Here is a 26940-nt window from a genome sequence, read left to right as displayed (position 1 = left end):
AACGGGCCGCCCCCGCCCCGCTCCGGACCGTGCGTACGGGTCAGCGGCCCTTGCGCACCCGGGCCGCCGCGCGTGCTTCCGCCGCCTTGCGGGCGTCCGCCGTCTTACGGGTCTCCTTGGGGCGGCCCGGACGAGTACCCATGCCTCGGAAGGCGACGTTGCCGCTGCCCTTGCCCTGGATCGGCGGGCGCTTCGCCCCGGTGATGGCGGTCAGCTTCTCCTCGCCGGAGCGCACCTGCGTGACCGTCGGCCGGATCCGGGCGTCGGTCATGATCCGGTTCACGTCCCGCCGCTGGTTCGGGGTGACCAGCGTGACCACGTTCCCGGACTCCCCCGCGCGAGCCGTACGCCCGCCACGGTGCAGGTAGTCCTTCGCGTCGGCCGGCGGGTCGACGTTGACGACGAGGTCGAGCGCGTCGATGTGAATACCGCGCGCCGCGACGTTGGTGGCCACCAGCACGGTGATCTCGCCGTCCTTGAACTGGGCGAGCGTATGCGTGCGCTGCGGCTGTGACTTCCCACTGTGCAGGGCGGCAGCCCGTACACCACTGGCCCGCAGGTGGCGGGTGAACTGGTCCACGCCGGCCTTGGTGTCCAGGAACATCAGGACCCGGCCGTCGCGCGCGGCGATTTCGGTCGCGGTCGCGTACTTGTCGGCGGCGTGAACGTTCAGAACATGGTGTTCCATCGTGGCGACGGAGCCCGCCACGCGGTCGAGCGAGGCGAGCACCGGCTCGTGCAGGTACTTCTGCACCAGCTGGTCGACGTTGCGGTCGAGCGTGGCCGAGAACAACAGCCGCTGACCGTCGGAGCGGACCTGGTCCAGGATTTCCGAGACCTGCGGCAGGAACCCCAGGTCGCACATCTGATCCGCCTCGTCCAGCACCGTGATCCGCACCTGCTGCAGATCGCAGGCCCGGCGCGATACGAGGTCGGCCAGCCGCCCCGGCGTCGCGACGACGACTTCGGCCCCGGTACGCAGCAGCGCCGCCTGCCGGTTGATCGCCAGTCCGCCGACCACCGTCGCCAGTCGCACGTTCAGGACCTGCGCGTACGGCGCGAGCGCGTCGCTCACCTGCTGCGCGAGTTCCCGGGTCGGCACCAGGACCAGGGCTAGCGGCCGCTTGGACTCGGCTCGCATGCCCGCCGTCCGGGCGAGCAGCGCGAGCCCGAACGCGAGTGTCTTGCCGGAGCCGGTCCGCGCACGGCCGAGGACGTCACGGCCGGCCAGCGCGTTGGGCAGGGTCGCGGCCTGGATCGGGAAGGGCTCCGTCACTCCGAGGCCGGTCATCGTCCTCGTGAGCTCCGGGGGCAGCCCGAGTGCGTCGAAGGAATCCACCGGCGGCAGGCCCGTGGCCACCGTCTTCGGCGTCGTGAGTTCGCCCTCCGGGGCCGGCGGCTTCGCGTTCATGGGGAACCTTCCTCGGTCTGGGGCCCGGAACGCGCCGAGGCCCGTACCCCTCGGTACGGGCCCCAACGGTTTCGAAGCGTGACCCCAGTTTACCAGCGCCTGCCCGGGCACATTCCGGCCGTCGGAGTTCCCCGCGACGGTGCGACAGCGCGCATCCCGGCTCGGGACGCTCTCACTCGAAGCTGTCCCGGGCCAGGCGAAGCGCCAGCTCCTGGAGGATCAGCTCGGTTCCCGGCTCGGCGACCGCCTGGTCGTAGGCCTCGGCAAGCGTCTCGAAGGCGATGATGAAACCGTTGACCAGCGCGCTCAGCGGCTCGGACAGCTGGGTGAGCACCGCCAGCCCGACTTCTTCCGCGCTTGCCCCCACCGGCACGGCGAACTGCCCGGGCGTCACTTCGCCGAGCAGGTCGGTCACGAGGCCTTCATCGACCCCGCCCCGCAGAGCCGTCAGTGCTGCGATGGCCTTGAGCTTGATCTCGTTCTCCGTCACGCCCTGAGCCTAGAAGCGACGGACCACGCAGGGCCGCATTCCGCCCCGCCCGGTCACCGTCGTCCCCGGCACGGGCTCGGCGTCTCCGGTCGGCGTGGCGCCGCCGTACGACCGCCAGGTGGCGCCCGGCGGCCGCACACCGCTCAGGCGGGGTGCCGGTCCTCGTCGGCACAGGTTCCGTCGGCCTCGCAGCGCAGGTCGAGTATCTCCAGGAGCTCCGCGAGGTCGGCCGGATCGGTGGCATGTCTGACGACGGCCAGTCGGGCCGCGCGCCGCAGCTCCGCTGTCATCTCACTGACGTGTGATCGCTCCATCCCCCGATGCGACCATGCCGACCTCCCCGGCGCAGCCCGGCCGCGGCCTCTTGGGGCCCGGATGCCAGGATTCAGCCGGTGTGGGCGCGCGCGTGGGCGCGCTGCTGGACGATACGGGCCGGCTCGTCGCGGATCACAGGGGGGCAGTTCCCCGGCTGCAGTCTGCGAGGGGGTCGCCGGTGGCCACCGGCCTCGGACCGCGTCGACCGTGTGGGACCGCTGCGGGCACCCAGTCACCGCGCCGTAACCATCAAGGTGAAAAGCCATCCAAGTCCGTCTCAGCGGCCGTCTACTGTACGGACGTGCCGTGCTGCTCCTCGCAGCCGTCTGAGGAGGATTCCTGTGTCATCGCCCTGCGACCCCCAGCACGCTTCCGTCGGTGATGTGGACGCCGCCCTCCTGATGATCGACTCCCGGCTCAGGAGCATCCACGACGGCAGGACCGGGACCGACCCCGAAGAGCAGGCCCTGTCCGACCAGTTCGCCGCGTCCCTGGGCCCCGAGGGAGTCGATGACGTACTGGACGGCACGTGCACGCTCATCTTCATGTTCATGACCTGGCTGCGGAAGGCCCACGACGCACACGACAAGGACGTCATCGAGTACGTGGTGCCCAACCTCGTGGCGACGATGCGCAAGATGCCACGGAGCATCCGCCCCGAGGCCATCCCCACCATGGCCGGCCTGGTCGTCGCCGCGGGTACCGGCCTGAGTCCCAACCTGTGGCGCAAGCAGTACGGAGACTGGACCGACGAGGAGATGAACCCCTTGGAGGCCACCGCCTTCCTGCTCGCTGAGCACATCAACCGCATCACCGACGACCCCGACTTCGCCACCCGCCTGATCACCGACGCTCTGTCCAGCGCGGACGAGGACTGACGCGCTGCCCATGGGGGCCGGACCGTGTACGCGGAGACCGGCGTGAGCGCGTTGCCGGTCGAGCGTCGCCGCTGAGGAGTCGCCGGCGTCGCGGTGGCGGCGGCACATGCCGGTCCGAGTCGGGTGGACGCATCCACGGCCTCCCCGGCAATCCCGGTCAGCCCGTCGTTGACCCGGTACGTCGCTCATGGCGCGCACGCGCGAGGCGGTAGGCGTCGCGGAGCAGTTCGCGGGTCGCCGCCCCCGTCCGCCGGCCCGGGTTCACCACCGCGAGCCAGCCCAGGGAGCCGTAGACAGGGTGCGCCATCACAGCATCGGTGACGCTCGGGTCGCCGTCGACGGCCGGTTCGCGCGGCGGGTGGCCGATCCAGTCGACGAAGGCTTGCGTCCCCGCGGCGATGTTGACGCGGAACGTGTCCGGGCGCTCCAGGCGCGATCGCTCATCGCCCGGGTAGTTCTTCACCACGATCGTCGCGAACGGCTGGGCCGTTGTCGGTACGACGCCGTCGGGAGCGTAGTAGAAGAACGTGTCCCCCCAGCTGACCTCTGGTGAGCCGTCTCCGGGACCCGGCCTGACGGCCAGGACTCCATCGAGGTCCGCCACATGGTTGATGATCTCTTCGATGGTCATGTACTCAAGCGTTTCATTAAGGTGCTTGTGGAGACTTTGATCCGGAAACAGAGGAGCCGCCGGTGCCAACCCTCAAGTCGTCGGCCCTGCGCACGGTCGATGTCGCCCTACGTGCCGGGTACTCCGTCCAGCAGGTGCGCAACCTTGAGCGCGACGGTGTGCTCCCGCCGGTAGCGCGCACAGCTGCGGGCTACCGGATCTACGGGGAGAGGCATCTGCATTCCGCTCTGGCCTACCGAGCCCTCGCGGTCGGAGCAGGACCTGTCGAGGCCAGGCGGATCGTCCGTGCCCTGCATCAGCGCCCGGTCCCGGAGGTACTTGCCCTTCTCGACGCGGCGCATGCCCGGCTCGACCGGGAGCGTACGGACCTCAAGCTCGCTCAAGAGGCCGTCGAGGTGATCTCTGCCGAGTCGGTCGAAGACGTACGTCCATCGGACTCGATGAGCGTCTGCGAACTCGCCGTCGCCCTCGGAGTGCGCGCATCGGCGTTGCGGCACTGGGACGCCGAAGGACTGGCCGTCCCCGACCGGGTCCCCCCGCGGGAAACGCGGCGGTACTCGCCGGCCCAGGCGCGGGATGCCCGGATCGTCCACCAGCTACGCAGCGCTGGGTACCGTGTCGGCCCGATCCGGTCCCTGATGCCGGCCCTGCGACACGGGCACGGATCGGGAGACGTCCGCGCCGCACTGGCGGTCAGGGACGCCGACATCACTGCCCGCTCCCACGCCCTCTTCGACGCAACCGCCGCACTGAGCGCCGCACTCGCCGCCGAGGCTCGGACGTGATGCTCTGAGGACCAGGTCCGCCGCCCGTCAGCGGCCGGATCGGGGGTGCCCGTTCGGGGCTGTTGATCCTGCACGACGGAATCGAGGGCGGCAGCCGGCCGGGCTACCCCGACGGCTGCTTTCGCCAGAACAGGTGGTGCGTCACCCCGCTCGGGCTGGGAACGACCTCCAGGTGGAACTGGTCGAGCAACTCGTCGGGGGACTCCCAGAGCCGTAGTCCGGACCCGAGCTTCACGGGCGAGACCGCCACATGCATGGTGTCGACGAGGCCGGCGTCGAGAAACTGCCGGATGGTGGTAACCCCGCCGCCGAGTCGGACGTCCTTGCCCTGCGCCGCCTCCCGGGCCTGCCTGAGGACCGTGGCCGGGTCAACGTCGACGAAGTGGAACGTGGTGTCGGAAAGCGCGATCGACGGACGCGTGTGGTGGGTCATGACGAACACCGGGGTGCGGAAAGGGGGCTCGTCACCCCACCAGCCCTGCCACTCATGGTCTTGCCAGGGCCCGCGCTGGGGCCCGAACTTGTTGCGGCCCATGATCTCGGCGCCGATGTTCCGTGCGTAGTCCCGCGTGAGGTAGTCGTCGAGGCCCCGGCTCCCCCCGGGGTCTGTGCGCATGGGCCAGCTGGCCGTGGCGCCGGCCCATGCGAACAGCCTTTCCGGTTCGACATGACCGAACGGCCTCTCGAGGGTCTGATCCTCCCCGGCGCCGATCCCGTCACTCGAGACGGTGAAATTCTGAACTCTCAGTAGCTGAGCCACGCGCTTCTCCAGACTTGTCGACAACGGTGGTGAGACTTGCCGAGCCGGGAAAACTCATCGCTGGGTCCGTGACCGGCCGGAAACGAAGCCGGCCGGTATCCCGGTCCGCGAGGTCCGCGAGGGAGGTCCGCGAGGTCCGCGAGGTCCGCGCAGGCTCCTGTGGTGGGGACGCCTCCGCCCGTGGACGTTGCCGCCGGCGCCACGGTCGGGGCGCTAAGGCTCCGGAAGACCGACGAGCGCTTCGACTTCTCTCAGGGGGAAGGGAGTGGGCCCGTGCCATTCGAGGATCAGGACAGTGGCGTCGTCGTTCAGCTTCCCGTGTTGGTGATCGAGGATGCGCCGACGCAGTCTGCGCAGGGTTTCCGGCACCGGCAGGCGCGGATTCCTCCTGGACGGTTTCCCCCGCAACCTTGCCCAGGCGGAGGCGCTGGACGGCATCCTGGCCGACTCGGGGTCGAGGCTGGATGCCGTGCTCGACCTGGAGATTCCGGAAATCGCGGTGGTCAACCGGATCGCCGGACGACGGCTATGCGTCAGGGACCGCGAACACATCTTCCACGTCGACCACAGCCCGCCTGAAGTGGCAGGAGCCTGCGACGTCTGCGGCGGAGAGCTGTACCGACGCGATGACGATCGCGAGGCGACTGTTCGTAAGCGACTGAAGGTCTATCACAGCGAGACGGCGCCGGTCGTCGACCACTATCAGGACCAGGGCCTGGTGACCACGATCTCAGCCCTCGGCCAAGTCCAGGAGGTCCTGGACCGCGCCCTGGTCGCGATCGGTCAAACCCAGGCCGATGCCTCCGGCGCGTCGAACTGACGCCTCCCCTGCCGAGGAAGGCACGGAGCTGCGTCCCCCACGGCCGCCGACGAGAGCTGCAATCCCTTCCGCCGAGGGACAGGCTGACTGCGGCCTGACCGCCTCGCACCCTCGTGCCCACGGCCCCTTTCCCCGGAGCGGGGGCCCCTCGTTCTCCGGCCCCCTGACCACGACGCCTGAGCTCCAGGGCCGGATGAGGCCGGCGATGACTGCTTGGCGGTCGCGGTCGATGCCTGCGGCGAGCGTGTGGAGGCCGGGGAGATCGTCGCGCCGGACGGTATCAGCCACTGCGGCGGCCGTTCGCTCTGGCGCTCGGTGCGCATCTGACCGAGGAAGCGGACGTGGCTGGTGAGGGCGTCCAGTTCAGGGCAGTGGACCAGAACGGCCTTGAACCGAAGGCGTTGACTGGAACGTGAGCGCGCGAGAGTGGAGCGACCGGTGTCGAAGGCTGGAACGTGAGTAGGCGCTCCCCGTAAGGGAATTGATGGCGTATCAGCGCGCATGAGCGCCGCTGCGAGCCACCCTGCACGTCCCCCTGCGAGCACCTGGAGCGTACGCATGAGCGCCACACGTCGAGATGTCCTGAAGTGGGGAGCGGCAGTCGGAAGCGGTGGCCTGGTCGCCGCCACCGCGCTGGGCGGTTCCGCTGTCGCCGCATCCTGGAGTGCCAGGAACTGGATGGGCAGCCTGCCCTACGGCACGCCGCTGACACGCCTGACGATCCCCGGCACCCACGACTCCTGCTGCATCAACCCTGCCCACGGCACGGAGTGGTCCCACACCCAGAACTACGACATCACCGGGCAGATGGAGAGAGGTGTGCGCTTCCTCGACATCCGCTGCAACGGTCTCCAGGGAGCCCCGGACGAGTTCGGGATCTACCACGGCGACAACTACCAGTACATCCGCTTCCAGGACGTGCTGGACCGCTGCCGCTCCTTCCTCCGCGCGAACCCGAGTGAAGTGATCGTCATGCGGGTCAAGAACGAGTACAAGGGCGGCCAGAAGCTCGAAGCCGTGGAGTTCATGCGCCGCTTCAATCACTACATGGACACGATGGGGTACCGGAGCCTCTTCTGGACCAACCCGTCGTGGCCCACGATCGGAGAGGCCCGAGGCCGAGTCGTACTCGCCGCCGACTTCGGCAACTCCTGGAACGTGATCCAGTGGTCGAGCGGGTCCAACGACTTCTTCCGGACGCAGGACATCTACGAGGGCATCGGCACAACCGCCAAGGCGGGCAAGGTCATCGAGTGGTTCGACCAGGCCTACTACAACCAGAACGCCGCGCAGATGTACACGAACTTCACTAGCTACGCGGGCGGGACGTGGCCCAAGCTGAACGCGGCGGCCATCATGCCGCGCGTCTTCGAGTACCTGGACGCCCGCAGGTACGAGGCCATCCACTTCGGGATCGTCCCGATGGACTTCATCGACTTCCACGACAACGTCCTGCAACTCCTGATCGCCAAGAACTTCGTCGGCCGGTGACCCGGAGGCGGCCCCCGCCACCGGCCCGCTGACGCGCAGTAGCAGGGCTGTGTCAGTCGTTGCAGCTCGACGGCCGTCGGTATCGGCACCCTGGGTATATCGCACAATGAGCGGATGACGTACACCGAGGATGCAGCCACCGCACATGTCTGGGCCGCTCTGGGGGGCCGGAGCGACCTGGTCCGGAACGTGTCCTTCGAGGGAGCGGGCGCTGTTCTGCCGTCACGCTTGCCGGTGAGGGAGCTGGCGCGGGCCTGCGTGGGAGGAGCCTCGCTGGCGGCGGCGGAACTGCTGGCGCTGCGCAACGGGGGACCGGTGCCCGCGGTGCGGGTGAGTGAGGCGGCGGTGGCAACCGCGTTCGTCAGTGAACGGCACCTGCGGATGGACGGCCGGGCCTCGACGTCCTTCGCCGCCCTGTCCGGGTTCTGGCAGGCGGCCGACGGATGGGTGCGCACCCATGCCAACTACCCGCACCACCGAGCCCGGCTGCTCGGCGCCCTGGGCATCACGGACACCGGACAGGACCAGGCACTGGTCGGCGTGCTCGCCAGGGAGCTGGCATCGCGTCCGGCCCGGGAGGTACAGGAGGCCGTCTACGCGGCAGGCGGCCTCGCCGTGGCCGTGGCTTCCGCACCCGCTGCGGCCGGGCCGGCCCTGGTGGAGACGCGGGACGTGGGGCGGAACAGCCCCCGGCTGCTGGCGCCCGCATCCGCGCCGGCCCAAGGAGTGCGGGTCCTGGACCTGACCCGCGTCATCGCCGGCCCCGTCGGCACACGCACACTGGCGCTCCTGGGCGCCGACGTGCTGCGCGTGGACGCCCCGCAGCTGCCCGAGGACGCCGATGCTCACGCCGACACCGGCATGGGCAAACGCTCCACGCTGCTGGATCTCACCGGCCCTGGCGACCGGCAGGCCTTCGAAGGCCTCCTCAGCCAGGCGGACGTCGTGGTGACCGGCTACCGTCCCGGTGCGCTGGACAGGCACGGTCTGAACCCCGACGCGCTCCTGGCCGGGTACCCCGGCCTGGTCGTCGCCCAACTGAGCGCTTGGGGCCGGTCCGGCCCCTGGGCCGAGCGCCGTGGCTTCGACAGCCTGGTCCAGGCCGGTACCGGGATCTCCGCGATCGAGGCCACCGCCGACGGCCGCCCCGGTGTACTGCCCGCACAAGCGCTGGACCACGGAACCGGCTATCTTCTCGCCGCCGCCGTCCTACGTGCGCTGAGCGACCGCCAGGCCACCGGCGGCGGGCGCCACCTTCGCCTCTCCCTGGCCGGCACGGCCTCCTGGCTGCTGCACGATATCCGCCCCACCCCCACCCACGGCGGGGCCGGCACCTACGACCCGGGGTCCTGGCTCACCGAGACCGAATCGCCGTACGGGCTGCTGCGCCATGCCCTGCCCCCGGTCCACTACGAGGGCGCGCCCGCGAACTGGAACCGTGCACCGACCCAGTGGGGCACGGACCTTCCGAACTGGTCCTGAACAAAGGCGAAAGGGGCACGCCGTCGACCCATCGAACGCGGCTGGGGCATCCCGACGCTTCGATCCCGGGCGTGACGAACCCTCACGACATGGCTGCCGGAACCCTCCTCGCTCACTCGTCGATGAGGCGGCGGGCTTCCGAGAGGAGGCGCAGGAGCTCGGTGCGCGAGGAGCCGCCGACGGCATCCGGGGCCGGCCGGCGTCGCGCGTGGACGGCGAGGACGTTCAGCGCGACGGCGGCCTGACGTGCGAAGAGGCTCAGCAGGTCGAGCTCCGACAGGCTGGACCGTGCCTGCGGGGACGGGTCGAGCACCTCCAGGACCCCGAGGACCCGGTCCCCATGGACGAGGGGGGCGGCCATCAGCGCGTTCGGGACGAAGCCCGTGGACCGCGCGATGTCCCTGTCGAAGGACCTACTGTCATGGAGGTCGTCGACCACCATCGGCTCCCCCGAGGCGGCGACCCACCCCGCGATTCCCCGGCCTGCCGGAAACCGGCGGCCCACCAGGAAGTCCTGGCCCTGTCCGGAGACGGCTTCGAAGACGAGTTCGTCGGCTGCTGCCTCCAGGAGCAGGATGGAGCTCGCCTGGGCTCCGAAGATGGCGCGCGCGGTGTCCACCACCGACTGCAGGAGCTCTGCCCTGGCCGGATCCGGCCAGGGTGCTGGGGGCACGGCGGGGGTGGTCGTCTGAGCCATGGGGGTTCCCTTCCGGCGCCGGGCGTTACCGGCGGCCGTGGACACGGACGTTGGCTGCGGACAGATACAGGGCGTTCTTCAGCTGAAACGGTGTCAGCCGGGGGCGGCTCGACAGGATCCGCGCGCAGAGGCCCGCGATGAGCGGGGTGGCGTAACTGTTGCCGGAGCTGCGGATCGACGTGCCACCGAGCCACGCCACCTGAACACCCTGGCCGGGGGCGAAGAACTCCACGGGGGGCTCCGGGTTGTAGAGGTGGAGGTCCGGGTCGTCCTCCTGGTGGCTGCCGACCGAGATGACCGAGGAGAAGCGCCAGGGGAAACTCTCCACGTGCGTGTTGTGCGCCGACGCGACGATCACGGTCTGCTGGAAGTACGCCTCGTCGGCCAGTCGGCGCAGTTCCTCCACGAAGCGGTCGCGGCTGGTGGACAGGCTGAGGTTGACCACGTCGAACCGCTGGCGCACGGCCCACCGGATCCCCTCGAGCAGGACGTCCCCGCTGCCGGAGAACCGTTCTCCGAGCACCCGGACACTGGACAGCTCGCAGTCCGGAGCGATGCGGCGGATGATTCCGGCGCAGGCGGTGCCGTGACCGCAGGAATCTCCTTCGGCCGTCTCCTCGACACGGACCTCGTCATCGTCCTTGAAGACGCGCCACGACTGGGCGACGGGGCCGACCATGGGGTGGTCCCGTTCGACACCCGAGTCGACCACGCAGACGCGTATGCCACGGCCGGTGCCGCCGAGGAGCCCGCCCTCGGTCCCGTCCGGCGGATCGTCCGCCTCCACCGGCACGTCCGCGGGGCCCTTTCCCCGCAGGCCCCAGGTGAGGCCGGGCGTCTGTCGCCCGCTGGTGGTCATTCGGGTGCCTCCTCGCCGGTTCCGGTGACTCGTCCGGCGACAGCGCCGTGCCCCGGCGGCCGGCCGACGCAGCGAGAGGTCACGGCCTCTGCCTTGCGTACGGCGGGGAGATGCCCCTTGGCCGCGAAGTGCCGACGTGCGCGTGCCGCCGCCTCCGCCGCGTCATCCGGCCGCCCCAGGGCGAGGGCGGTGCGGGCGAGGTCGAGGGCGGCGAGGCCCTGGACGATGGGCGAGTCGGTACGGGCGGCGGTGGCGAGCGCGCGGGCTGCCAGCCGGGTGGCCGTGTCCGCCCGCCCCCGCGCAGCGGCCACCCGGGCGCGCAGCCCGTCGAGGTCGGCCGACTCGGCGCGCGGGCGGGCCGGTTCGCCCCGGTCTCCGTCCAGTTCGGTCAGGACGTCGCACGCGGTACGCAGGTCACCGAAGTCCAGCCGGATCCGGGCGGTGTCGAGCAGGGCGCTGCGCAGCAGCGCCGTGGCGCCCAGTTCCCGTGCGGCGGCCGCTGCCCGGTCCAGGTTCAGCAGGGCCTCCTCCCGGCGGCCGGCCAGGTCGGCCACGGTCGCGGTGAAGATCGGCAGGAAGGCGCCGGCTTCGGCGTAGCCGAGCCTCTTCGCCAGTGTCTCCGCCTCCGCGAGGCAGGCCAGAGCCCCGTCAGGGTCGTCCTGGAGGGCCAGCAGCACTGCGAGCGGGCAGTTGAGCGTCAGCCGGACGGCCCGGCGGCCGGCCCCCTGATCGGCGAGGAGCTCGTGGCAGCGGGCCACGGCATCCCCGACGGGTTGCGGGCCTCGCCAGAGCGAGACGCCCGTCGCCCCGAGCGCGGCGGCCCGTTCGGGTTCGGCGTCGGCGCGTGTCGCGTGGTCCAGTGCGCGGGTGAGCAGCCCCTTTGCCGTACGGTGCCTGCCCTGTTCCTGTGCGCGCTGGGCGAGCCGGAGGCAGGCCCTGGCCTGGCCGAGGTCGTCGCCGGCCGCCGCGAAGACCGGCAGCGTGGCGCCTGCGGCTTCGGCAGGTGACTCGTCCCTTGTCCCGAACCCCGCTCGGGGCGACCGGCCGGTGCCTGTGGGGGCTGTGGGGGCTGTCGCCGTACAACCCGTTCCGGCAGGGCTCGGGGCGGCAGGGCTCGGGGCGGCAGGGCTCGGGGCGGGAGAACTCGGCGCGGCAGCCCCGGTGCCCGCGGATTCTGTTCCGAGAGGACCCGGTCCCGCCGATCCCGTTCCCGAAGGCCGTACGCCCGAAGCCCCCTTGCCCGCAGCCCCCTTGCCGGAAGACCGACCGACGGAGGCCAGGGCGAGGCGTGCGTGCGCGGCCTCCACCATGGCCCCGCCGTCGGCCGGAGCCTCGGCCAGTACCTCTTCGAGCAGCGCCCTGCCCTCCGCGCCGCGCCCCAGGTCCATAAGTGTCTGGCCGAGCCGCCGACGTGCCGCCGTACGACCCGGCTCGCCCGCCGCATACCGGGCCGTGGCCCTGGACAACAGGTCGGCGGCCCATACGGGGTCGGCGTGCGCCAGCGCCAGCCGCCCCGCCTCGGAGAGCGCGTCCGCGGCGCGTCGGCGCAGGGTGTCGGTGTGCGCGTCCTGCGCGCCCAGCTCGACCCGGTAGCGGTACGCCTGTTCCAGGTGGGCCCCGACCGCCGCACTCCCCCGCTCACGGACCGATTCCAGGCGCGCCGCCCGTTCGTGCCGGTCGGCCCTGTCCTGCTTGGACTGGCAGGCGTAGACGACCTCCTGGATCAGCCCTCCGGCGAATCGGAACGCCCCGCCGTCCGGTCTGATCAGGCGGTGCCGCACCAGCCGGTGCAGCGTGGCCCTCAGCCCGGTCCCGTCCCACACCCCCGCGGGAGGTCCGGCGAGCGCCGCGATCCCCTCGGCGGTGAAGTCACCGCCCAGGACGGACGCCAGGCCCAGGGCCCTGTGTTCGGGCGCTTCGAGGGCGTCGATCCGGGCGCCGATCAGAGCCTGGAGCGGGAGGGGGACGCTGTCCGCGCCGACGGGGGCCCCCGCGACCAGCAGCTGCTCCAGATGCAGCGGGTTTCCACCCACCCGGGCCAGGACCCGGGGGGCGAGCGGCTCGCCGTGCGCGGTGCCGCCCGTCAGTTCGGCCGCGAGCAGCTGCGCGTCGGCGTCCGAGAGCCCTTCGAGCGGTACGGCGCCCAGGGCCAGTTCGGGTCGTGCGTCGAACAGCTGCGGGCGGGTGAGCAGGACGATCAGAACGGCCGCGCCGGTGAGGGCGCCCAGCAACCGGTCGAGGGCGTCGAAGAGCGGCTGCGCCGCCCAGTGGCAGTCGTCGATCACCAGCACGACTGGGCGCGTCCCGGACAGCTCGGCGAGGACCTTGGCGAGCGCGGCATAGGTGTCCGCCGGCGACGGGTTGGGTGTCCCGTCCAGGAGCAGGCCCCTGTGGAGCAGCTCCAGTTCGGACGACGGTACGGGCGTGACGCCGGTCCTCAGCAGGTGGGCCACGGCGTCGGCGAGTGGTCCGAGGCTGGGCTGTTCGCCCCGAGCCCGGCAGCGCCCGACGCCGGGGCGCGGGCCGGTGGCGGTGCCCGTGGCCCGGTGGAGCCACTCGCGCACGAGTCTGGTCTTGCCCTGGCCCGCCTCTCCGCCGACGACCAGGCGACCGGCCCGTCGGGTGCGAACGACACGGTTCAGGGCCTCGTCGATGAGTGCGAGTTCGGCACCGCGTCCGACGAATCCGAGATCGAAGCGGCGCAGGGCCTCGGGCCCGTCCTCCTCGTCCAGACCGAGCACGATGTGGGCGGCGACCCGGTCGCTCTTGCCCTTGAGCAGCAGGGGGCCGGTCTCCGTCGTCCGGACGCCCGGCCCGGCGGCTGCCACGGTGCCGGGTCCGACGAGTATGCTCCCGGCGGCGGCGTTCTGTTCCAGGCGCGCGGCGACGTTGACGACTTCGCCCGAGACCATGGCCTGCCGCAGGGTGGCCGAACCCGTGACAGCCTGACCGGTGTTGATGCCGATGCGCATCTCCAGCCGTACGCCGACGGCTTCCTCCAGCCGGGCGTTGAGCCCGGCGAGCGCTGTCCGCATGGCGAGGGCGGCGGCGACCGCCCGGCGGGCGTCGTCCTCCCGCACGGCCGGCACACCGAACACCGCCATCACGGCGTCCCCGATGAACTTCTCCACCGTGCCGCCCTGCTCCTCGATCCTCAGTCGCATCAGATCGAACCAGCGGAGCGTCACCGAGCGCAGGGTCTCCGCGTCCAGAGCGCCGGAGAGGGCTGTGGAGCCCACCAGGTCGCAGAAGAGGACAGTCACCACCTTGCGGCCGGTCGGCTTGACCGTGACCGGCCCGGGGGTGCACGGGCTGCCGCAGGAGGGGCAGAAACGGGCGTCGGGCGGCAGTGCGCTCCGGCACGAGGCGCAGGGCATGGGTTCCTCCGATGGGCGCGTGACCGAGGGGTGGCCGAGGTCAGAAGAGGGCGCCGCCCGCCACGTCGGCGTGGGCCTGCACCTCGGGGGCCGCCGCGTCGAGCCGGCCCCGGATGTCGACGAGCAGGGCCAGTTCCTCCCGGGTGAGAGCCCCCAGGACCTCGTGCTGCTCCTCACTGAGGGCGTCGACCTCGAACCCCGCGTCGGCGAGCGCCTCCAGCGTGGGCCGGGAACCGGAGGGGGACTCACCGGACTCACGGGACTCACGGGACTCCCTGGACGAGGCACTGTCGTCTGCGGAGGAGTGCGGAACCGGGGGGTGCGGAACCGGGGGTGCGGAGCGGCGGGGCGCGGCGCGGTGGAATGCGGCGCGGCGGGTCGCGGTGTCGTGTCCTCGGTCATGGGTGCCCTCCGGGGTCGTCGGCGAGGGAAAGGAACAGCCGGGTCAGCAGGTTGGCCGTGTGCAGCGCGCTGACGGAGACGGCGGTCTGCCGGGCCGGGGCCGGTTCGAGTGCGTCAAGCACCCGGTGCAGGTCGTCGAGGTGCCCGCCGTCGAGCTCCGCGTGCTCCCGGAGGGTGCGGAACGCGCCGGCGGGGAGCCCTGTCGCCTCAATGAGGCGGTCCGCGAGCCGGGGCCCGGGTGCATGGCCCTCCAGGACCGCGATGTATCCGAGCAGGGTGACGGGGTGCTCGTGCTCGATCCTGTAGTACTGCGCTCCGACGAGTTCGACGACCACGGGCGGCGGCATGGGGGCCGGACGGGCACCGGCGGTGGCCAGATCGTCGAGCAACCAGGCGTCGTGGTCGCGCTCCTCCTCGGCGTGGCGGGTGTAGTACGCCGCGAGCCGCCGCGAGGGCGGGTCGTCCAGCTCGGCGCACCGCTCGGCGGCCCGTCGCAGCAGCGGCACCGATGCCCGTACGAGCGGATGCATGGCGGCCAGGTAGCGCACGTACCGCCCACGCAGTCCCTCCGGTCGCCACAGGGCCGCGGTCGCGGCCCTCAGGACGGGGGTGGTGGGTGTGAGTTTGGTCCTGAGCGCGAAGGACGCGGGGGTGCTCATCGGTGACTTCCCTCCTCGGCGGGAACCGGCTCGTGGACGGCGTCGGACTCGACGAGGTGCGCGTAGGGGGCGCAGCCCAGGCGGCGTACCAGGGCGGCGGGCCCGGCGGCGCGCTGCTCATCGGCGCTGATCCGGTCGAGGAGTTCACCGACCCGGCCGCCCGCTTCGCGTGCCGCCCCCGCCAGGACTTCCGGGCGGTCTGCGAGCGCGTGACAGCTGCCGCAGTAGCCGGCCGGAGCCGGCGAGGACGCGTACCGCCCGTGCAGGCGCCGCGGGCCGACGGCGCGCAGCATCCGCAGTACCGGGGAGCCGAGGGAGCGCTCGCGGACGGTGGGCCAGTCGTCGTCGGCGATGTGGCCGAGTCGCAGGTGCGGGGGAACGGGGCGCCGGTCGACCGTCCACTGGTTGCAGCAGGCGGCCACGGTCCCGTCGAAGGCGACCACGGGCCAGGCCGCCAGGGCACAGGGGGACGCGAGGGAGCCGTCCGGTCCCGGCGGTGTCGCCCGGACGTGGTGTGCGGCGCGGCCGAGCGGGCGGACCTCGTTGACCAGCATGGGCACCCGGCCGCCGAAGACACGGCGGACGTCCGCGACGGCGTCCATCAGATACGGGTCGTCGGGGCCGCTGACGGTGAGGTGGACGCTGACGGGAATTCCCTCGTCGAGCACGGCCCGAAGAGCGCGCAGCACGTCCTCGCGCGGGACCTCACGTTCGTGGTGCACGTCCATGCTCGCCGAGAAGTGGTCGAGGGCCGTGATCGCGCGCATGATCCGGTCGGGGACCCGACCGCCCCGGGCGAAGAACATCCCGCTGATCAACGCCACCCGGGAGCCCGCCGCTCGTGCGAGAGCGGCCAGGCCTGCGACCGGTTCCGGCAGCAGCAGCGGTTCGCCCCCGGTGAGCATGACCACCTCCGGGCGGTTCTCGGTGCCGAACGAACCGATGAAACGCAGCAGTCGCTCCGGTTCGGGCTGTTCGGAGACCGACAGGGAGGATCCGGTTGAACAGTGTGCGCAGCTCATGGGGCAGCGACGGGTGAGAGCCACCAGGAGGCCGCCGCACGGCACCGGTCGCAGACCGATGAGCTCTGCCAGCTCCATGTCTCCTCCTCCGTGCTCGTGCCGCGCGCGCAGCATGCTCCGGATCGTGTCCCCGAGCGCCCGATTTCCGGTTCACGGACGCCTGGTGAACGGTTAAGTCCCAGCTCTGAGCGGGTGTATACGCACCCGGGAGGCCCGGCAGTGGGGGTTCGGCAGGGGCGTGCGGCCGGGTCGCGGGGCCGTCGCGAGCCCGCACGGTCGACGTATACCGCCACCGAACCGACGCCCAGGCGTTCGCATACCGGGCATCCGTACGTTTCTTCTCAGCCGGCGCAGCGACGCCGCCGACCAAGGAGGACACACATGCCCGAGAACACGAACCAGCAGCCGACCCAGGACGAGGACATCGAGGTCGTCGCCCACAGCGAGGACGAGGAAGCCGAAGCGGGCTGCATCGTCAACAACTCCAGCGACCTCTCCTGACACGAGGTCATGAGGTCTGAGCACCGCGCGGGCCACCCGGTTCTCGGCAGATCCTGCCAGGAGCCGGGGGGCCCGCGGCCACCCCGGCCCATCAGTTCCGCCACCGCCCGCCACACCGCGAGGGAGCGTGCATGCCGTGAAGATCCTGCTCTGCCCGCTCAGCGACGGCGGCTACCTCTACCCGGCGATCGCGGCCGGTCGGGAGCTGCGGCGCCGGGGCCACCACGTCAGCGTCCTGGGCCGTTCCACCGCCGCGCCCGTCGTGGCGGGGGCCGGACTGCCGTTCGCGAGGGCGGAGGACTTCGGCGGGCAGCGGGCGTTCTCCGCCACGTGGTGGGGGAAGACCGGCCCGGCGCAGTACCGGGCCACCCTGCGCGCCGCCCGGCAGTCGGGGGCCGACCTGCTGGTCACCTCCGTGCTGTGCAACGGCGCCCTGCTCGCCGCCGAGGCACTGGACATTCCGGTGGTGGTGATCGGGCTCTCGGCCCACCTGTGGGACTACCGGACGGGAGGCGCCGACGAACCCCCTCTGGGCAGGACCAGGGAGAGCCGGACCCTCGACTGCCGGCGGATCCACGCCGCCGCGCGGGAGGAAGCGGGCCTGGCGGGGCGTGCCTGCCGGTGGGCGGACAGCCCGCTGCTGGGTGACGCGCTGCTGCTGCGCGGGGATCCCGCACTGGAGTACCCGGGCGCGGAACTCCCCGAGCGGGTGCGGCACGTGGGCCCACTGGCCTGGGAACCGACGCCCGCCCGGGCGGAGGCCGAGGCCGTCAGGGATCACCTGGCACGGTCCGGCAAACCCGTCGTGTACGTCCACCTGGGCCGTTTCTTCGGCGGCAGCAGCCTGTGGCCCCGGATCAACGAGACGTTCACCGGCGGCCGGTTCCAGGCCGTGGTCGAGCAGGGCCGGTCCACCGACCCGCGGCCCGCTCCGGGCGCCGACATCCTGCTGGTCCGCAAACCGTGGATGGGTCCGCTGGTCGACCTGGCGGGGATGGTGCTGGCCAACGGCACCTCCGCTCCTGTACTGGCCTCTCTGCTGCGCGGCAGGCCCCTGGCACTCTCACCCAACGGCTCCGAGCAACCGCTGCTCACCGGCGCCTGCGTACGGGCCGGCGTGGCCGTGCGCGTCCCGAACACCCCGTCCGTGGCACTGTCCACGCTGCTGGAGTCGGCGTGGGACGACGACGGCCTGCGGACCCGTGCCCGTGCGCTCGGCGGGAGGCTGGCCACGCCGGGCAGCGCGGCGCGCGCCGCCGACATCGTCGAGCGGGTGGCTCACGCATCCGCGCCCCCGAAGGAGGACCATGAGTACGCGATCAGCCGGCCTCGATGAGACCGTGGCACGTCTGTCCGAGGGCGCGCGGCACTGGATAGGCCGGCACGCGCGGTACCTCGATTCCCCGGCCGCCCACACCGAACTGCCGGTGACCCCGCGGGTGAAGGCCCTTCTGCAGCTCGCCCTGCTCCGCCGCTGCTGGGGCGAGGCCGCACCGGCGGACGCCGCCCTGACCGAAGTGGCTTCTGTGGTCGAACAGGCATGGCAGCGAGTGGACTTCGCGCACCTGCTCACCCTCGACCGCCGCTACGCTCGGCAGTTCGAGCTGATGTACGCGGCGCTGACACCGGCGGGGGCCGTCACCGATGAGCCCCGCACCGTGCTGGCCCGGCTGACGGCCGACGGCTACCTCGCGCCGCGCCGGAAGCCGCCGTACCTCCATCTGGAGGCCAGGTACTACGCCGATCTCGCGGGCGCTGACCACCGGTTCGCTTCGTACGAGGACCTGTACGCCGCCAGCCTCCTCGCCCGGGCCACCACACTGCCCGTGGCCGATCTGGATGTCTGCGTGGTCACCCACACCGTCTTCTATCTCAGCGACTTCGGCTTCCGCGCTCCCGCCCTGACCGACGAGGAGCGGGGGCGGGCGCTCCGTGTCGTGGAGCGGCTCACGGACCACTGCGTGGGACTCGGCGAATGGGATCTCGTCGGGAAACTCGTGCTCGCCCAGTTCTGCCTGGGAGCGGATCCGCTGGTCACCGCCTCGGGGGCGGCCGGTCTCCGGATGCTCGCCAGGGTGCAGTCCGCCGACGGGGCGATCCCCGGACGGTCCGTCATCAAACGTGCGGCGGCGGACGCGACACCGGTGGACTTCTTCCGGAAGTCCTACCAGACGACCGTCGTCACGGCGCTGGCGACGCTGATCGTCACGAGCGGCCGGGCCGAGGCGCTCTGCGCCGCGGGAGCATCGACACTGCGGGAGGCACCGTGACCATCGACCAGGCAGTGAGTACCACGCTACCGGTGAACCCCGGACAGGCCCTGCCGTCCGACCGGACGGCACTCGGCTCCTCCGACGGCGCGCGCCTCCTCCAGGGTGAGCGGAACTGGTGGTTCCTCGGGCCGGGCGGGGTGGCCCGTCTCGGCGGCCGGCACGTCACGGCCGGGGGGACCCTGCGTCCGGAGGCGGAACAGCGGCTGCGCGAGAGCGGCATGTTCACTCCCTCCACGGTGCGCGCCTACGCGCTGACCGTCCTCACCAGCACCCACTGCAACCTGGGCTGCGGGTACTGCTTCCAGAACACCGCGCAGGACCAGGCGGGAGGCACCCGGCCGCCCCGGATCGCCCGCACCCGCCTCAACTCACAGACGATCACCTCGCTGCTCGGCTTCACCGAGCGGCAGATGGCCGCCGTGGGCCTGGAGAAGCTCCGGATCCTCCTCTTCGGCGGGGAACCCCTGCTCAATCCGCGCGGCTGCCTGGAACTGCTGGAGCGCGCCACGGACATCGCGCCGACCTCGGCCTGGATGATCTCCAACGCCACGCTGCTCACCCCGTCGCTGGCGCGACGGCTCACCGGCCTCGGCCTGACGTCCGTCCAGGTCACCTTCGACGGAGACCGCGCCGATCACGACCGGATCCGGATCGGCAGGGCGGACGGCAGCGGAACCTTCGACAAGATCATCCGCAATATCGTCAACGCCTCGGAGGTCTCGCCGATCCAGTGGACCCTGCGGGTGAACGTCTCTCAGGAGACCTTCCACGGGGTGGACGCGCTGATCGACCGGCTCGCCACCTCGCTCGACCCCGCACGGTGCACCCTGTACTTCGCCCGCATCGGTGACGTCGGCGTCGGATACACCAACAGTCTCCTTCACACGGGCGAACTCCCGGCCGCCTTCACCCGGTGGCAGCGCCGGGCGCTCGACCTCGGCTTCACCGTGAGCCGCCCGGGCGCCCGCAAGACATGCGTCACCTGCGGCCACGCCGACGGCCGCTACGGCGCGGTGGTGAGCGCGGACGGAACCCTGGCCAGCTGCTGGGAGACCGCGGGCAAACCCGACTGGGAGGTCGGTACGGTCGCCGACGGCTACCGGCCCAGCACGGTGACCGGTGACCGCTGGGTCGCCTGCCAGGACCTCTACCGCTTCGACGAGAACGCGCGGACGCTCGCGAGGTTCCGGGACACGGTCGACACGGCCCTGCTCGACTACCTGGACGAGACGGGGCGGCTGTAGCCATGCCCTCGCCCCTGGAGCAGCTCTCCTCCGGCGCGCTCGACTGGCTGGGGAAGAACCTGGATCATTTCGACCCGTTCTCGGCGAGCGCCCGTTCCGCGACGTACAGCACGGCGAAGGCCGCGCTGGAACTGGCGCTGCTCTGCCACTGCGCGGCCCGCGCGGACGACGGGCGTCAGGCGCTGAGCGGGGCGACGGCACTCGTCCGGAAGCTCTGGCAGGATCCGGACTTCCCCCGGCTCTTCGACGACACACCCGCGTACGCCTCCACGTACGGGCTGGTCTACGCCGCGCTGGCCCCCGACGGAGTCGACGACGCCCAGCGCCGGGCAGCGCTCGCACGGCTGGCCCCCGACCTCTTCTCGCCCGAGGGGAAGTCGCCCTACCGGCGCATCGAGATCCGCTACTACGCGGACAAGGCCGGGGTACACCACGGCATGGAGACGTACGCCGAACTCCTCCCGCGAAGCCCGCTCGCGACCTTGCACGGCGTCGGAGCCGAAGCCCAGGCGCCGCTCAGCACCTCGGACGCGTACGCCCTGACGCACACCGGCTTCTATCTCGGCGACTTCGGCCGGACCGACTCCGGGGTGACCGGGCGCGCCCTGGCGCACGCGCACGCGCTGGTCTCCCGGATGCTGCGCCATTGCGTCGCGCACGACCGGTGGGACCTGGCCGCCGAACTCGTCCTCACCCAGTTCATCCTGGGGAGTGACCCCCTGAGCACGCCCTCGGGAGCGGCTGCCGTGGAGTGCCTGGTGCGGGCCCAACGGCCCGACGGCGCGATTCCGGCGCGGTCGGCCGCGCTGCTGGCGTCCCCGTCGGCCCCGGCCGGGGAACTCTTCGGGAAGGCGTACCACACCACGTTGGTGACCGCTCTCATGGCACTGATCGTCTCGTCGCCGAGGCCGTCGTGAACCCGCGCCTGACGCTGATCAACCGTGACTACACCCGGCTGTGGTTCGGTCAGGCCGTCTCGTCCGTGGGTGACGCCGTCTTCAGCACCACGCTGGTGCTCTGGGTGGCCACCGTTCTGGCCAAGGACGAGACGTGGGCGCCTATGGCGGTCAGCGGCGTCCTGCTGGCGTCGAGCGCCGCCGTGCTGGTCATCGGTCCGCTCGCGGGCGTGTTCGTCGACCGCTGGGACAAGCGCGTCACGATGCTCCGCACCGAGGTGGTCCGTGGCGGGCTCGTGGCGGTGCTGACCGTCGTCTCCTTCCTCCCCGTCGGCGCCCTCCCGGCAGCGGCCTGGCTCGCCCTCGTCTACGCGACGGTGCTGATGCTGCACGCGGCCGGCCAGTTCTTCTCGCCCGCCCGCTTCGCGATCCTCGCGGACCTCGTGACCGGGGACGCCGACCGTGCGCGGGCGGCGGGCATCGGCCAGGCGACGGGTGAGACGGCCTGGATCATAGGGCCGCCCCTCGCTGCGCCGCTGCTGTTCACCGCAGGTCTGCAGTGGGCCATGCTCTTCAACGCGGTGTCGTACGCGGTGTCGTACATCGCGATCCGCTCCATCCGGCTACGTCCCCCGACTGCGGACCCTGCCGGTGCGGGGCCCGCCCGGAAGGCTTCGGGCAAGCAACCGGCGAGCGTGTGGCGTGAGTTCGGTGACGGCCTGCGCTTCTTCGCGCGCAGCAGGTTCCTCGTCGCGCTGCTCCTGCTCGCCGTCATCGGCCAGTTCGGGATCGGCGCCCTGAGCACCCTCAACGTCTTCTTCACCACCGACAACCTCCACGCGTCCGCCCATCTCTACGGATACATCGGCATGGCCATGGGAGTGGGCGGCATCACCGGCGCGCTGTGCGGCGGCCGGGTCGTGCAGTGGCTGGGAGCACGGCGGAGCACCTGGATCAGCCTTCTGGTGAGCGGAGTTCTGCTGGTGGCCTACTCCCGGCAGACCGGCTTCGTCGGTGGCATCGCCCTGCTCTTCGTCTTCACGGTTCCGCTCACCGTGCTGAACACGGCGATGGCGCCGCTCCTGCTCGCGGCGGCGCCCGCCCAGTACCTGGGCCGGGTGATGGCCGTGTTCTATCCGGTGACGAAGCTGGCGTCGATGCTTTCCGCGGTGCTGTCCGGCTGGCTCGCCGGCTCGGTCCTGCGGGACGTCGGGGGTTCGGTCGGCGGTCTGCGGTTCGGCCCGATCGACACGATCTTCGCGGTCTCCGGGCTCATCGTCGTGCTGTCCGGTGTCTACGCCTGGTTCGCCCTGCCCGCCGAGGAGACGGCCGGGGAGGCGGTCGAGGAGGAGCCCGCCGAGCAAGCCGGTGTCCCGACGGCCCCTCGGCCCGGTCCGCGGCCCGGTCCGCACCCTGGTTGAGCCGCGGTTGAGCCGCGCCACCCGGGAGCCGCGCCACGCGTCGTCAGGAGCCCGGCACCGAGCGGCCCGGCTCCCGGCCCCGCACACGCTGGTGGGCGTGGCCGCGAACGGGTCCGCGCGCCGGCGGCCGGGGGCCGCGGCCGACGTCCGCCCACCACCGACGAAGGAGCATCGAGTGACCCCGCAAGCGCGACCGACACGGCGCGAGTACCCCCAGGCGGAGCGGCAGGACGTCGTCCAGGAGCTCCATGGGGTGCGCGTCCCCGACCCGTACCGCTGGCTGGAGGACTCCGAGTCCGCCGCCACGCTCCGATGGAGCGCGGAGCAGGACGCCCTGTACGCCGTGGAGCGGGCGGCCTGGCCCGGCCTGGAGCGGTGGGAGGCGGAGGTGTCGGCGCTCAACGCCGTCGACCGTGCCCGGTCCCCCAAGGTGCGCGGCGGCAGGGTCTTCTGGCTGCGGCAGGACGCCGGCCAGGAACATCCGGTGCTCGTGGTGGCGGAGGCCGGGACGGACGGGGCGGAGAGGGTGCTCCTGGACCCCGGCGTCCTCGACCCGTCCGGACGCACCGTGCTCGACGCCTGGGAACCCTCCGTGGAGGGTGACCTGCTGGCCTGTCAGGTGTCCAGCGACGGCACGGAGGACTCGCTGCTCCATGTGATCGACGTGGCCACCGGGAAGGTCGTCGACGGGCCGGTGGACCGGGTGCGGAAGTCGTCGATCGGCTGGCTGCCCGGGGGCGAGGCGTTCTACTACGTCAGGCATCTGGACCCCCGGCTGAATCCCGGCGAGGAGCGCTACCACCGCCGGGTCCACCTCCACCGGGTCGGGACGGCGCCCGGAGCGGACGCCGTGGTCTTCGGGGAGGGACGGGACAAGACCCAGTTCTACAGCGTCTCCGTGACCACCGACGGCCGCTGGCTGACTGTCACGGCAACGCTCGGCACCGGCCGTGGCACCGATCTCTACCTGGCCGACCTGTCCGCCGGCCCGCTCGACCGCCCGCCGCTGAGGCCCGTCCAGGAGGGTATGGAGGCCGCCACCCGTCTGCACGCGGTGCCCGGCACCGGGCCGGGGGACCGGGTATGGCTGCGCACCGACCGCGGCGCCGCTCGCGGTCGCGTCGTCGCGTGCCGGCCGTCGGAACTCCACCTGGGACCCGACGCCTGGCGTGAGGTGATCCCCGAGCGGCCCGACGCGGTGCTGACGCATCTCGTCGTCCTGTCGGGTCCGCGGCCGGAGCGCCCCCTCGGCCTGGCCGCCTGGACCCGCGACACGGTGGCCGAGGTGACCGTGCACGACCTGGCCGAGGGCCGGCAGGTCGCCACGGTCCCTCTCCCCGGCACCGGTGCGGTCGGCGACTTCTCGGCCGGGCTGCCCGGAAGCGGGGAGGCCTGGTTCGCGTACACCGACTTCGTCACGCCGCCGCGGGTGCTCCGCTTCCAGGCGGGCGACGGCCGCGTGACGCGCTGGGAGCGTGACGCCGCGGGCGACCTGGCGGTCGAGGGCGCGGTCACCCGCCAGGTCGCCTTCCCGTCACGGGACGGGACCACGGTTCGGATGTTCGTCATCTCTCCCACCGGACGTCCGGACGTACCGCGTCCGGCGCTGCTCACCGGGTACGGCGGCTTCGGACGGACGATGTCACCCCGCTACCGCGCCCAGGTCCTCGCCTGGGTCAGGGCCGGAGGCGTGTTCGCCTGGGCGGGTCTGCGGGGCGGCGGGGAGGAGGGCGAGAGCTGGCACCGGGCCGGCAGCGGCGAGCACAAACAGAACACCTTCGACGACTTCGACGCGGCCGCCGACCTGCTGGTCACGGCGGGCTGGACCGAGCCGGGCCGGATCGCGGTCATGGGCGGGTCCAACGGCGGGCTGCTCGTCGGTGCGGCCCTCACCCAGCAGCCGGAGAAGTACGCCGCCGTGGTGTGCATGGCGCCACTGCTTGACATGGTCCGTTACGAGCTGTCCGGGCTCGGCCCCAGCTGGACACCCGAGTACGGCACCGCGCAGGACCCCGCCCACCTGCTGACGCTGCTCAGTTACTCCCCCTATCACCGCGTCATGCCCGGTGCCGCGTACCCGGCGGTGCTGCTGACCGCCGCGGACGGCGACACCAGGACCGATCCGTTGCACGCCCGGAAGATGTGTGCCGCGCTCCAGCACGCCTCGTCGGGCCCGGGACCGGTCCTGCTGCGGCTGGAGCGCGGCGTCGGTCACGGCGACCGGGCCGCGTCCCGTGCGGCGGCGCTGCAGGCCGAGTGCCTCGCCTTCCTGGCGCAGCACGTGGGGCTTCCGGCCCCGGCGGTGAGGCGAGGCCGACCGTGCCCGTCCGGGTGAGTCGGGACGGGGCGGAATGAGACGGGACAGAACGGGGCGGGGCGAGACATGGCGGGGCGGGCCCCTCACCAGCCCTCACCGCCCCTCACCCCGAGACCGGCACCGGGCTCTCCTGCCCGGTGGCGAGCGCGTACAGCCTTACCAGGCAAGGCAGTTCATACAGTGCCGCGTGGGCGGTGACCTCGCTGCCGGGTGAGGTCACGATCCCGGCGTCGATGAGCTTCTCCACCACCCGTACGGCATGCCGTTCGTCGCACCCGAGGGCCTCGGCCGCCTCGCTGAGACCGAACGGGCCGTCCCCCGTTCCCTCGGCCAGCCGTACCGCGTCCCTGCCGCACTCCTGCGGCAGTGCGTCCCAGCCGCGGGCCAGGCGATACCGTACGGACACGTCCCCGGAGGTGAGTTCGTCCAGCGTCCCGGCGGGATCGGTGAGCCGGTCCGCGAACTCGCGCAGCGGTACGTGGCGGAGCACCGCGAGCCGCATCCCGCTCACCCGGACGGCCAGGGGTGACCCGCCACAGGCGCGCACGATGCGCAGCGCGGCCTCCCGGTCGGCCCGCACCCGGTTCCGGCCGACGATCCCGGCGAGCAGTTGCAGGGCCTCGGCGGTGCCGAGCGGCGGGACGGAGATCCGGCGCACGGGCGCAAGGCCCCCCAACTGACCGCGTGCGGTGAGTACCACCCTGCCCTGGCCGCCGGTCGGGAGCAGGTGCCGTACGGCACGCTCCTCGGGCACGTCGTCCAGTACCACCAGCACGCGGTGTGCCGCCAGCCACGCGCGCCAGGCCTCGGGCCCCGACAGCCCGGCCTGGCCGGTGCGTTCGCCGATCTCCGCGAGCACGGCAGGCAGCGGGCGGGCGGAGCCGTCGGCGCCCCGGAGGGAGACGCGGATCCGTCCGTCGGCGAACCGGTCACCCAGCAGGTGCGCGGCCCGCACCGCCAGGGTCGTCTTCCCGGCCCCGGCGGGGCCGGACAGCAGGACGATGCCCCCGGCACCTCCGTCCTCCAGCAGGTCGAGGAGGTGGCGCAGTTCCTCGCCATGTCCGGTGAAGTCGACGAGGTCCGAGGGCAGAGCCACTGCCGCCGCACGGCTGGGGCCGGAGGCGGCGGGCACGTCCTGGGGCCCGGCCTTCCGGTCCGCCGCGGCCGGGTCGTCACCCGCGAGGACCGCCCGGTAGCGGGCCACCATCGCGGCACTGGGCCCGAGGCCGAGTTCCCGGGCGAGGAGCTGCCGGTAGTCGTCGTACACCGCGAGCGCCTCGGCCTGTCGGCCGGCCCCGCCCAGGGCGCGCATCCACGCGGACCGCAGCCGCTCCCGCAGCGGGTGCTGCTCCACCAGATCGCGCAGCCCCTCGACCACCGCCGAAGCACCGCCCAGTTCCAGTTCCGCCTCCGCCCAGCTCTCGTACGCCGTCAGACGGCGCAGCTCCAGCCGCTCGCTCTCCTCCGCCAACCGGGGCGACTGCCGCAGGTCTTCACCCAGCGCAGACCCCTTCCACAGGTCGAGGGCCTGGCGCAGCAGTCGGGCGGCCGCGCGGGGCGACTGCCCCTCGGCGGCCCGCACCAGGGAGCGGAACAGCAGGAGGTCGAACTCGTCCTCCGCTACGCGCAACACGTATCCGCCATGCGAGTGCGTGAGCCGCGGCCGTTCCCGGTCGTCGTCCGCGAGCAGGAGTCGCAGGGCGCTGACGTACACCTGGAGGTTCTTCCGCGCGGTACGAGGGGGCTCCTCCGGCCAGACCGCGTCGGTCAGGGCGTCCACCGGAACGAGGCAGTTGGCCGATCCGAGCAGCGTCGCCAGCACGACACGCTGCTTCAACGGGCCGAGGGGCAGCGCCCGGTCGTCCCGGTGGACCGCGAGCGGCCCGAGGACGGAGAACCGGAGCGTGCGGGGTGACGCTGCGGGCTGCGCGGACAGACGCGGCATCGGGCGAACCTCCGATGGGGACGGGAAATGATCGGTCTGCTCGATGATCTGCGGCCGGGACCCACCGCACATCGGTGTCCGGCCCGCAGAGTCGCGCCACGAGCCACCAGGTCATGGGGGTCCGTACCCCATGGAATGCGAGGCCTCCCCCATCCCGGCCCTCGCCCGCCCCCACCGCCCTGCCCACCGGCCGCCGGTGCCGCACGCCGGAGCCAGGCCCCGGACCGGGCGTGCCGAACCCGCGCTCGGCTGACGGCTGAGGGT

At 72.2% G+C, this 26940-nt stretch carries 22 protein-coding genes and 2 pseudogenes; 11 read left to right on the top strand and 13 right to left on the bottom strand.

Annotated elements, in window-relative coordinates:
• Positions 1-40 precede the first annotated feature (40 nt).
• The 3 genes from F0344_RS32825 to F0344_RS32815 form a co-directional block, all read right to left on the bottom strand.
• On the bottom strand, positions 41-1411 hold the full coding sequence (locus F0344_RS32825; protein ID WP_185302231.1) for a DEAD/DEAH box helicase: 1371 nt from the start codon (positions 1409-1411) through the stop codon (positions 41-43).
• Between the two features lie 172 nt (positions 1412-1583).
• Positions 1584-1901, bottom strand: a complete 318-nt coding sequence (locus F0344_RS32820; RefSeq protein ID WP_185302230.1) for a hypothetical protein — start codon at positions 1899-1901, stop codon at positions 1584-1586.
• Between the two features lie 143 nt (positions 1902-2044).
• Positions 2045-2215: a hypothetical protein gene (locus tag F0344_RS32815; RefSeq protein ID WP_185302229.1), complete on the bottom strand. Its 171-nt coding sequence runs from the start codon at positions 2213-2215 to the stop codon at positions 2045-2047.
• A gap of 342 nt (positions 2216-2557) precedes the next feature.
• Between F0344_RS32815 and F0344_RS32810 the strand changes: the two genes are divergently transcribed.
• On the top strand, positions 2558-3094 hold the full coding sequence (locus F0344_RS32810) for a hypothetical protein (RefSeq protein WP_185302228.1): 537 nt from the start codon (positions 2558-2560) through the stop codon (positions 3092-3094).
• A 157-nt stretch (positions 3095-3251) separates the two neighbouring features.
• Here the strand turns inward: F0344_RS32810 and F0344_RS32805 are convergent, their stop codons facing one another.
• A complete protein-coding gene (locus tag F0344_RS32805) occupies positions 3252-3725 on the bottom strand; it encodes a DUF6194 family protein (RefSeq protein ID WP_185302227.1) in 474 nt (157 codons plus the stop codon).
• A 62-nt stretch (positions 3726-3787) separates the two neighbouring features.
• Here F0344_RS32805 and F0344_RS32800 point away from each other — a divergent pair, with 62 nt between their 5' ends.
• A complete protein-coding gene (locus F0344_RS32800) occupies positions 3788-4510 on the top strand; it encodes a MerR family transcriptional regulator (protein ID WP_185302226.1) in 723 nt (240 codons plus the stop codon).
• Between the two features lie 103 nt (positions 4511-4613).
• Here the strand turns inward: F0344_RS32800 and F0344_RS32795 are convergent, their stop codons facing one another.
• The gene (locus F0344_RS32795) at positions 4614-5270 is read right to left on the bottom strand and encodes a dihydrofolate reductase family protein (RefSeq protein WP_185302225.1); all 657 of its coding nucleotides are present in this window, start codon (positions 5268-5270) and stop codon (positions 4614-4616) included.
• Between the two features lie 213 nt (positions 5271-5483).
• Positions 5484-5645, bottom strand: a pseudogene (locus F0344_RS36285) (stage II sporulation protein E); the annotation flags it as partial.
• A 4-nt stretch (positions 5646-5649) separates the two neighbouring features.
• Between F0344_RS36285 and F0344_RS32790 the strand changes: the two are divergent.
• The 3 genes and pseudogenes from F0344_RS32790 to F0344_RS32780 all read left to right on the top strand — a co-directional run.
• A pseudogene (locus tag F0344_RS32790) lies at positions 5650-6090 on the top strand (nucleoside monophosphate kinase); the annotation flags it as partial.
• 558 nt (positions 6091-6648) lie between these two features.
• Complete coding sequence (locus F0344_RS32785; RefSeq protein ID WP_185302224.1) at positions 6649-7581, top strand: phosphatidylinositol-specific phospholipase C domain-containing protein; 933 nt, start codon at positions 6649-6651, stop codon at positions 7579-7581.
• A gap of 114 nt (positions 7582-7695) precedes the next feature.
• The gene (locus F0344_RS32780) at positions 7696-9063 is read left to right on the top strand and encodes a CoA transferase (RefSeq protein WP_185302223.1); all 1368 of its coding nucleotides are present in this window, start codon (positions 7696-7698) and stop codon (positions 9061-9063) included.
• A gap of 112 nt (positions 9064-9175) precedes the next feature.
• Here F0344_RS32780 and F0344_RS32775 read toward each other — a convergent pair whose 3' ends face one another.
• From F0344_RS32775 to F0344_RS32755, 6 genes are all read right to left on the bottom strand, one after another.
• Positions 9176-9760 carry a GAF domain-containing protein gene (locus F0344_RS32775; RefSeq protein WP_185302222.1) on the bottom strand — a complete coding sequence of 195 codons (585 nt, stop codon included), beginning with the start codon at positions 9758-9760 and terminating at the stop codon, positions 9176-9178.
• Between the two features lie 25 nt (positions 9761-9785).
• Positions 9786-10619, bottom strand: coding sequence for a S8 family peptidase (locus F0344_RS32770; protein ID WP_185302221.1), 834 nt, complete (start codon positions 10617-10619; stop codon positions 9786-9788).
• A complete protein-coding gene (locus F0344_RS32765; protein ID WP_185302220.1) occupies positions 10616-13996 on the bottom strand; it encodes an adenylate/guanylate cyclase domain-containing protein in 3381 nt (1126 codons plus the stop codon). Before F0344_RS32765 ends, F0344_RS32770 begins: the two co-directional genes overlap by 4 nt.
• Positions 13997-14036: 40 nt before the next feature.
• The gene (locus F0344_RS36280) at positions 14037-14216 is read right to left on the bottom strand and encodes an aroma-sacti cluster domain-containing protein (RefSeq protein WP_258050320.1); all 180 of its coding nucleotides are present in this window, start codon (positions 14214-14216) and stop codon (positions 14037-14039) included.
• A gap of 178 nt (positions 14217-14394) precedes the next feature.
• On the bottom strand, positions 14395-15057 hold the full coding sequence (locus tag F0344_RS32760) for an iron-containing redox enzyme family protein (protein ID WP_185302219.1): 663 nt from the start codon (positions 15055-15057) through the stop codon (positions 14395-14397).
• A complete protein-coding gene (locus F0344_RS32755) occupies positions 15054-16157 on the bottom strand; it encodes a radical SAM protein (protein ID WP_185302218.1) in 1104 nt (367 codons plus the stop codon). The genes F0344_RS32760 and F0344_RS32755 overlap by 4 nt, the downstream gene beginning before the upstream one ends.
• Before the next feature lie 559 nt (positions 16158-16716).
• Here F0344_RS32755 and F0344_RS32750 point away from each other — a divergent pair.
• From F0344_RS32750 to F0344_RS32725, 6 genes are all read left to right on the top strand, one after another.
• Positions 16717-17916, top strand: a complete 1200-nt coding sequence (locus F0344_RS32750; protein WP_185302217.1) for a glycosyltransferase — start codon at positions 16717-16719, stop codon at positions 17914-17916.
• Positions 17888-18850, top strand: a complete 963-nt coding sequence (locus F0344_RS32745) for a DUF6895 family protein (protein WP_185302216.1) — start codon at positions 17888-17890, stop codon at positions 18848-18850. The genes F0344_RS32750 and F0344_RS32745 overlap by 29 nt, the downstream gene beginning before the upstream one ends.
• A gap of 50 nt (positions 18851-18900) precedes the next feature.
• A complete protein-coding gene (locus tag F0344_RS32740) occupies positions 18901-20097 on the top strand; it encodes a radical SAM protein (RefSeq protein ID WP_308461014.1) in 1197 nt (398 codons plus the stop codon).
• Between the two features lie 2 nt (positions 20098-20099).
• Positions 20100-21014, top strand: coding sequence for a DUF6895 family protein (locus tag F0344_RS32735; protein WP_185302214.1), 915 nt, complete (start codon positions 20100-20102; stop codon positions 21012-21014).
• Positions 21011-22414: an MFS transporter gene (locus tag F0344_RS32730; protein WP_185302213.1), complete on the top strand. Its 1404-nt coding sequence runs from the start codon at positions 21011-21013 to the stop codon at positions 22412-22414. Before F0344_RS32735 ends, F0344_RS32730 begins: the two co-directional genes overlap by 4 nt.
• 175 nt (positions 22415-22589) lie before the next feature.
• On the top strand, positions 22590-24749 hold the full coding sequence (locus F0344_RS32725; RefSeq protein ID WP_185302212.1) for a prolyl oligopeptidase family serine peptidase: 2160 nt from the start codon (positions 22590-22592) through the stop codon (positions 24747-24749).
• Between the two features lie 85 nt (positions 24750-24834).
• On the opposite strand, the gene F0344_RS32720 is transcribed toward F0344_RS32725, so the two are convergent.
• Positions 24835-26676: an AfsR/SARP family transcriptional regulator gene (locus F0344_RS32720; RefSeq protein ID WP_185302211.1), complete on the bottom strand. Its 1842-nt coding sequence runs from the start codon at positions 26674-26676 to the stop codon at positions 24835-24837.
• Between the last annotated feature and the right edge of the window lie 264 nt (positions 26677-26940).

Source organism: Streptomyces finlayi (genome assembly GCF_014216315.1).
Classification (GTDB): Bacteria; Actinomycetota; Actinomycetes; order Streptomycetales; family Streptomycetaceae; genus Streptomyces; species Streptomyces finlayi_A.
This window is presented reverse-complemented; position numbering and strand designations above follow the sequence as displayed.

What these genes read in the sequence shown, in the direction of transcription:
- F0344_RS32735 (WP_185302214.1), top strand. Translation starts at nt 20,100, where the DNA reads ATGCCCTCGCCCCTGGAGCAGCTCTCCTCCGGCGCGCTCGACTGGCTG.
- F0344_RS32780 (WP_185302223.1), top strand. Translation starts at nt 7,696, where the DNA reads ATGACGTACACCGAGGATGCAGCCACCGCACATGTCTGGGCCGCTCTG.
- F0344_RS32745 (WP_185302216.1), top strand. Translation starts at nt 17,888, where the DNA reads ATGAGTACGCGATCAGCCGGCCTCGATGAGACCGTGGCACGTCTGTCC.
- F0344_RS32825 (WP_185302231.1), bottom strand. Translation starts at nt 1,411, where the DNA reads ATGAACGCGAAGCCGCCGGCCCCGGAGGGCGAACTCACGACGCCGAAG.
- F0344_RS32805 (WP_185302227.1), bottom strand. Translation starts at nt 3,725, where the DNA reads ATGACCATCGAAGAGATCATCAACCATGTGGCGGACCTCGATGGAGTC.
- F0344_RS32720 (WP_185302211.1), bottom strand. Translation starts at nt 26,676, where the DNA reads ATGCCGCGTCTGTCCGCGCAGCCCGCAGCGTCACCCCGCACGCTCCGG.
- F0344_RS32785 (WP_185302224.1), top strand. Translation starts at nt 6,649, where the DNA reads ATGAGCGCCACACGTCGAGATGTCCTGAAGTGGGGAGCGGCAGTCGGA.
- F0344_RS32770 (WP_185302221.1), bottom strand. Translation starts at nt 10,619, where the DNA reads ATGACCACCAGCGGGCGACAGACGCCCGGCCTCACCTGGGGCCTGCGG.
- F0344_RS32815 (WP_185302229.1), bottom strand. Translation starts at nt 2,215, where the DNA reads ATGGAGCGATCACACGTCAGTGAGATGACAGCGGAGCTGCGGCGCGCG.
- F0344_RS32760 (WP_185302219.1), bottom strand. Translation starts at nt 15,057, where the DNA reads ATGAGCACCCCCGCGTCCTTCGCGCTCAGGACCAAACTCACACCCACC.
- F0344_RS32775 (WP_185302222.1), bottom strand. Translation starts at nt 9,760, where the DNA reads ATGGCTCAGACGACCACCCCCGCCGTGCCCCCAGCACCCTGGCCGGAT.
- F0344_RS32755 (WP_185302218.1), bottom strand. Translation starts at nt 16,157, where the DNA reads ATGGAGCTGGCAGAGCTCATCGGTCTGCGACCGGTGCCGTGCGGCGGC.
- F0344_RS32765 (WP_185302220.1), bottom strand. Translation starts at nt 13,996, where the DNA reads ATGCCCTGCGCCTCGTGCCGGAGCGCACTGCCGCCCGACGCCCGTTTC.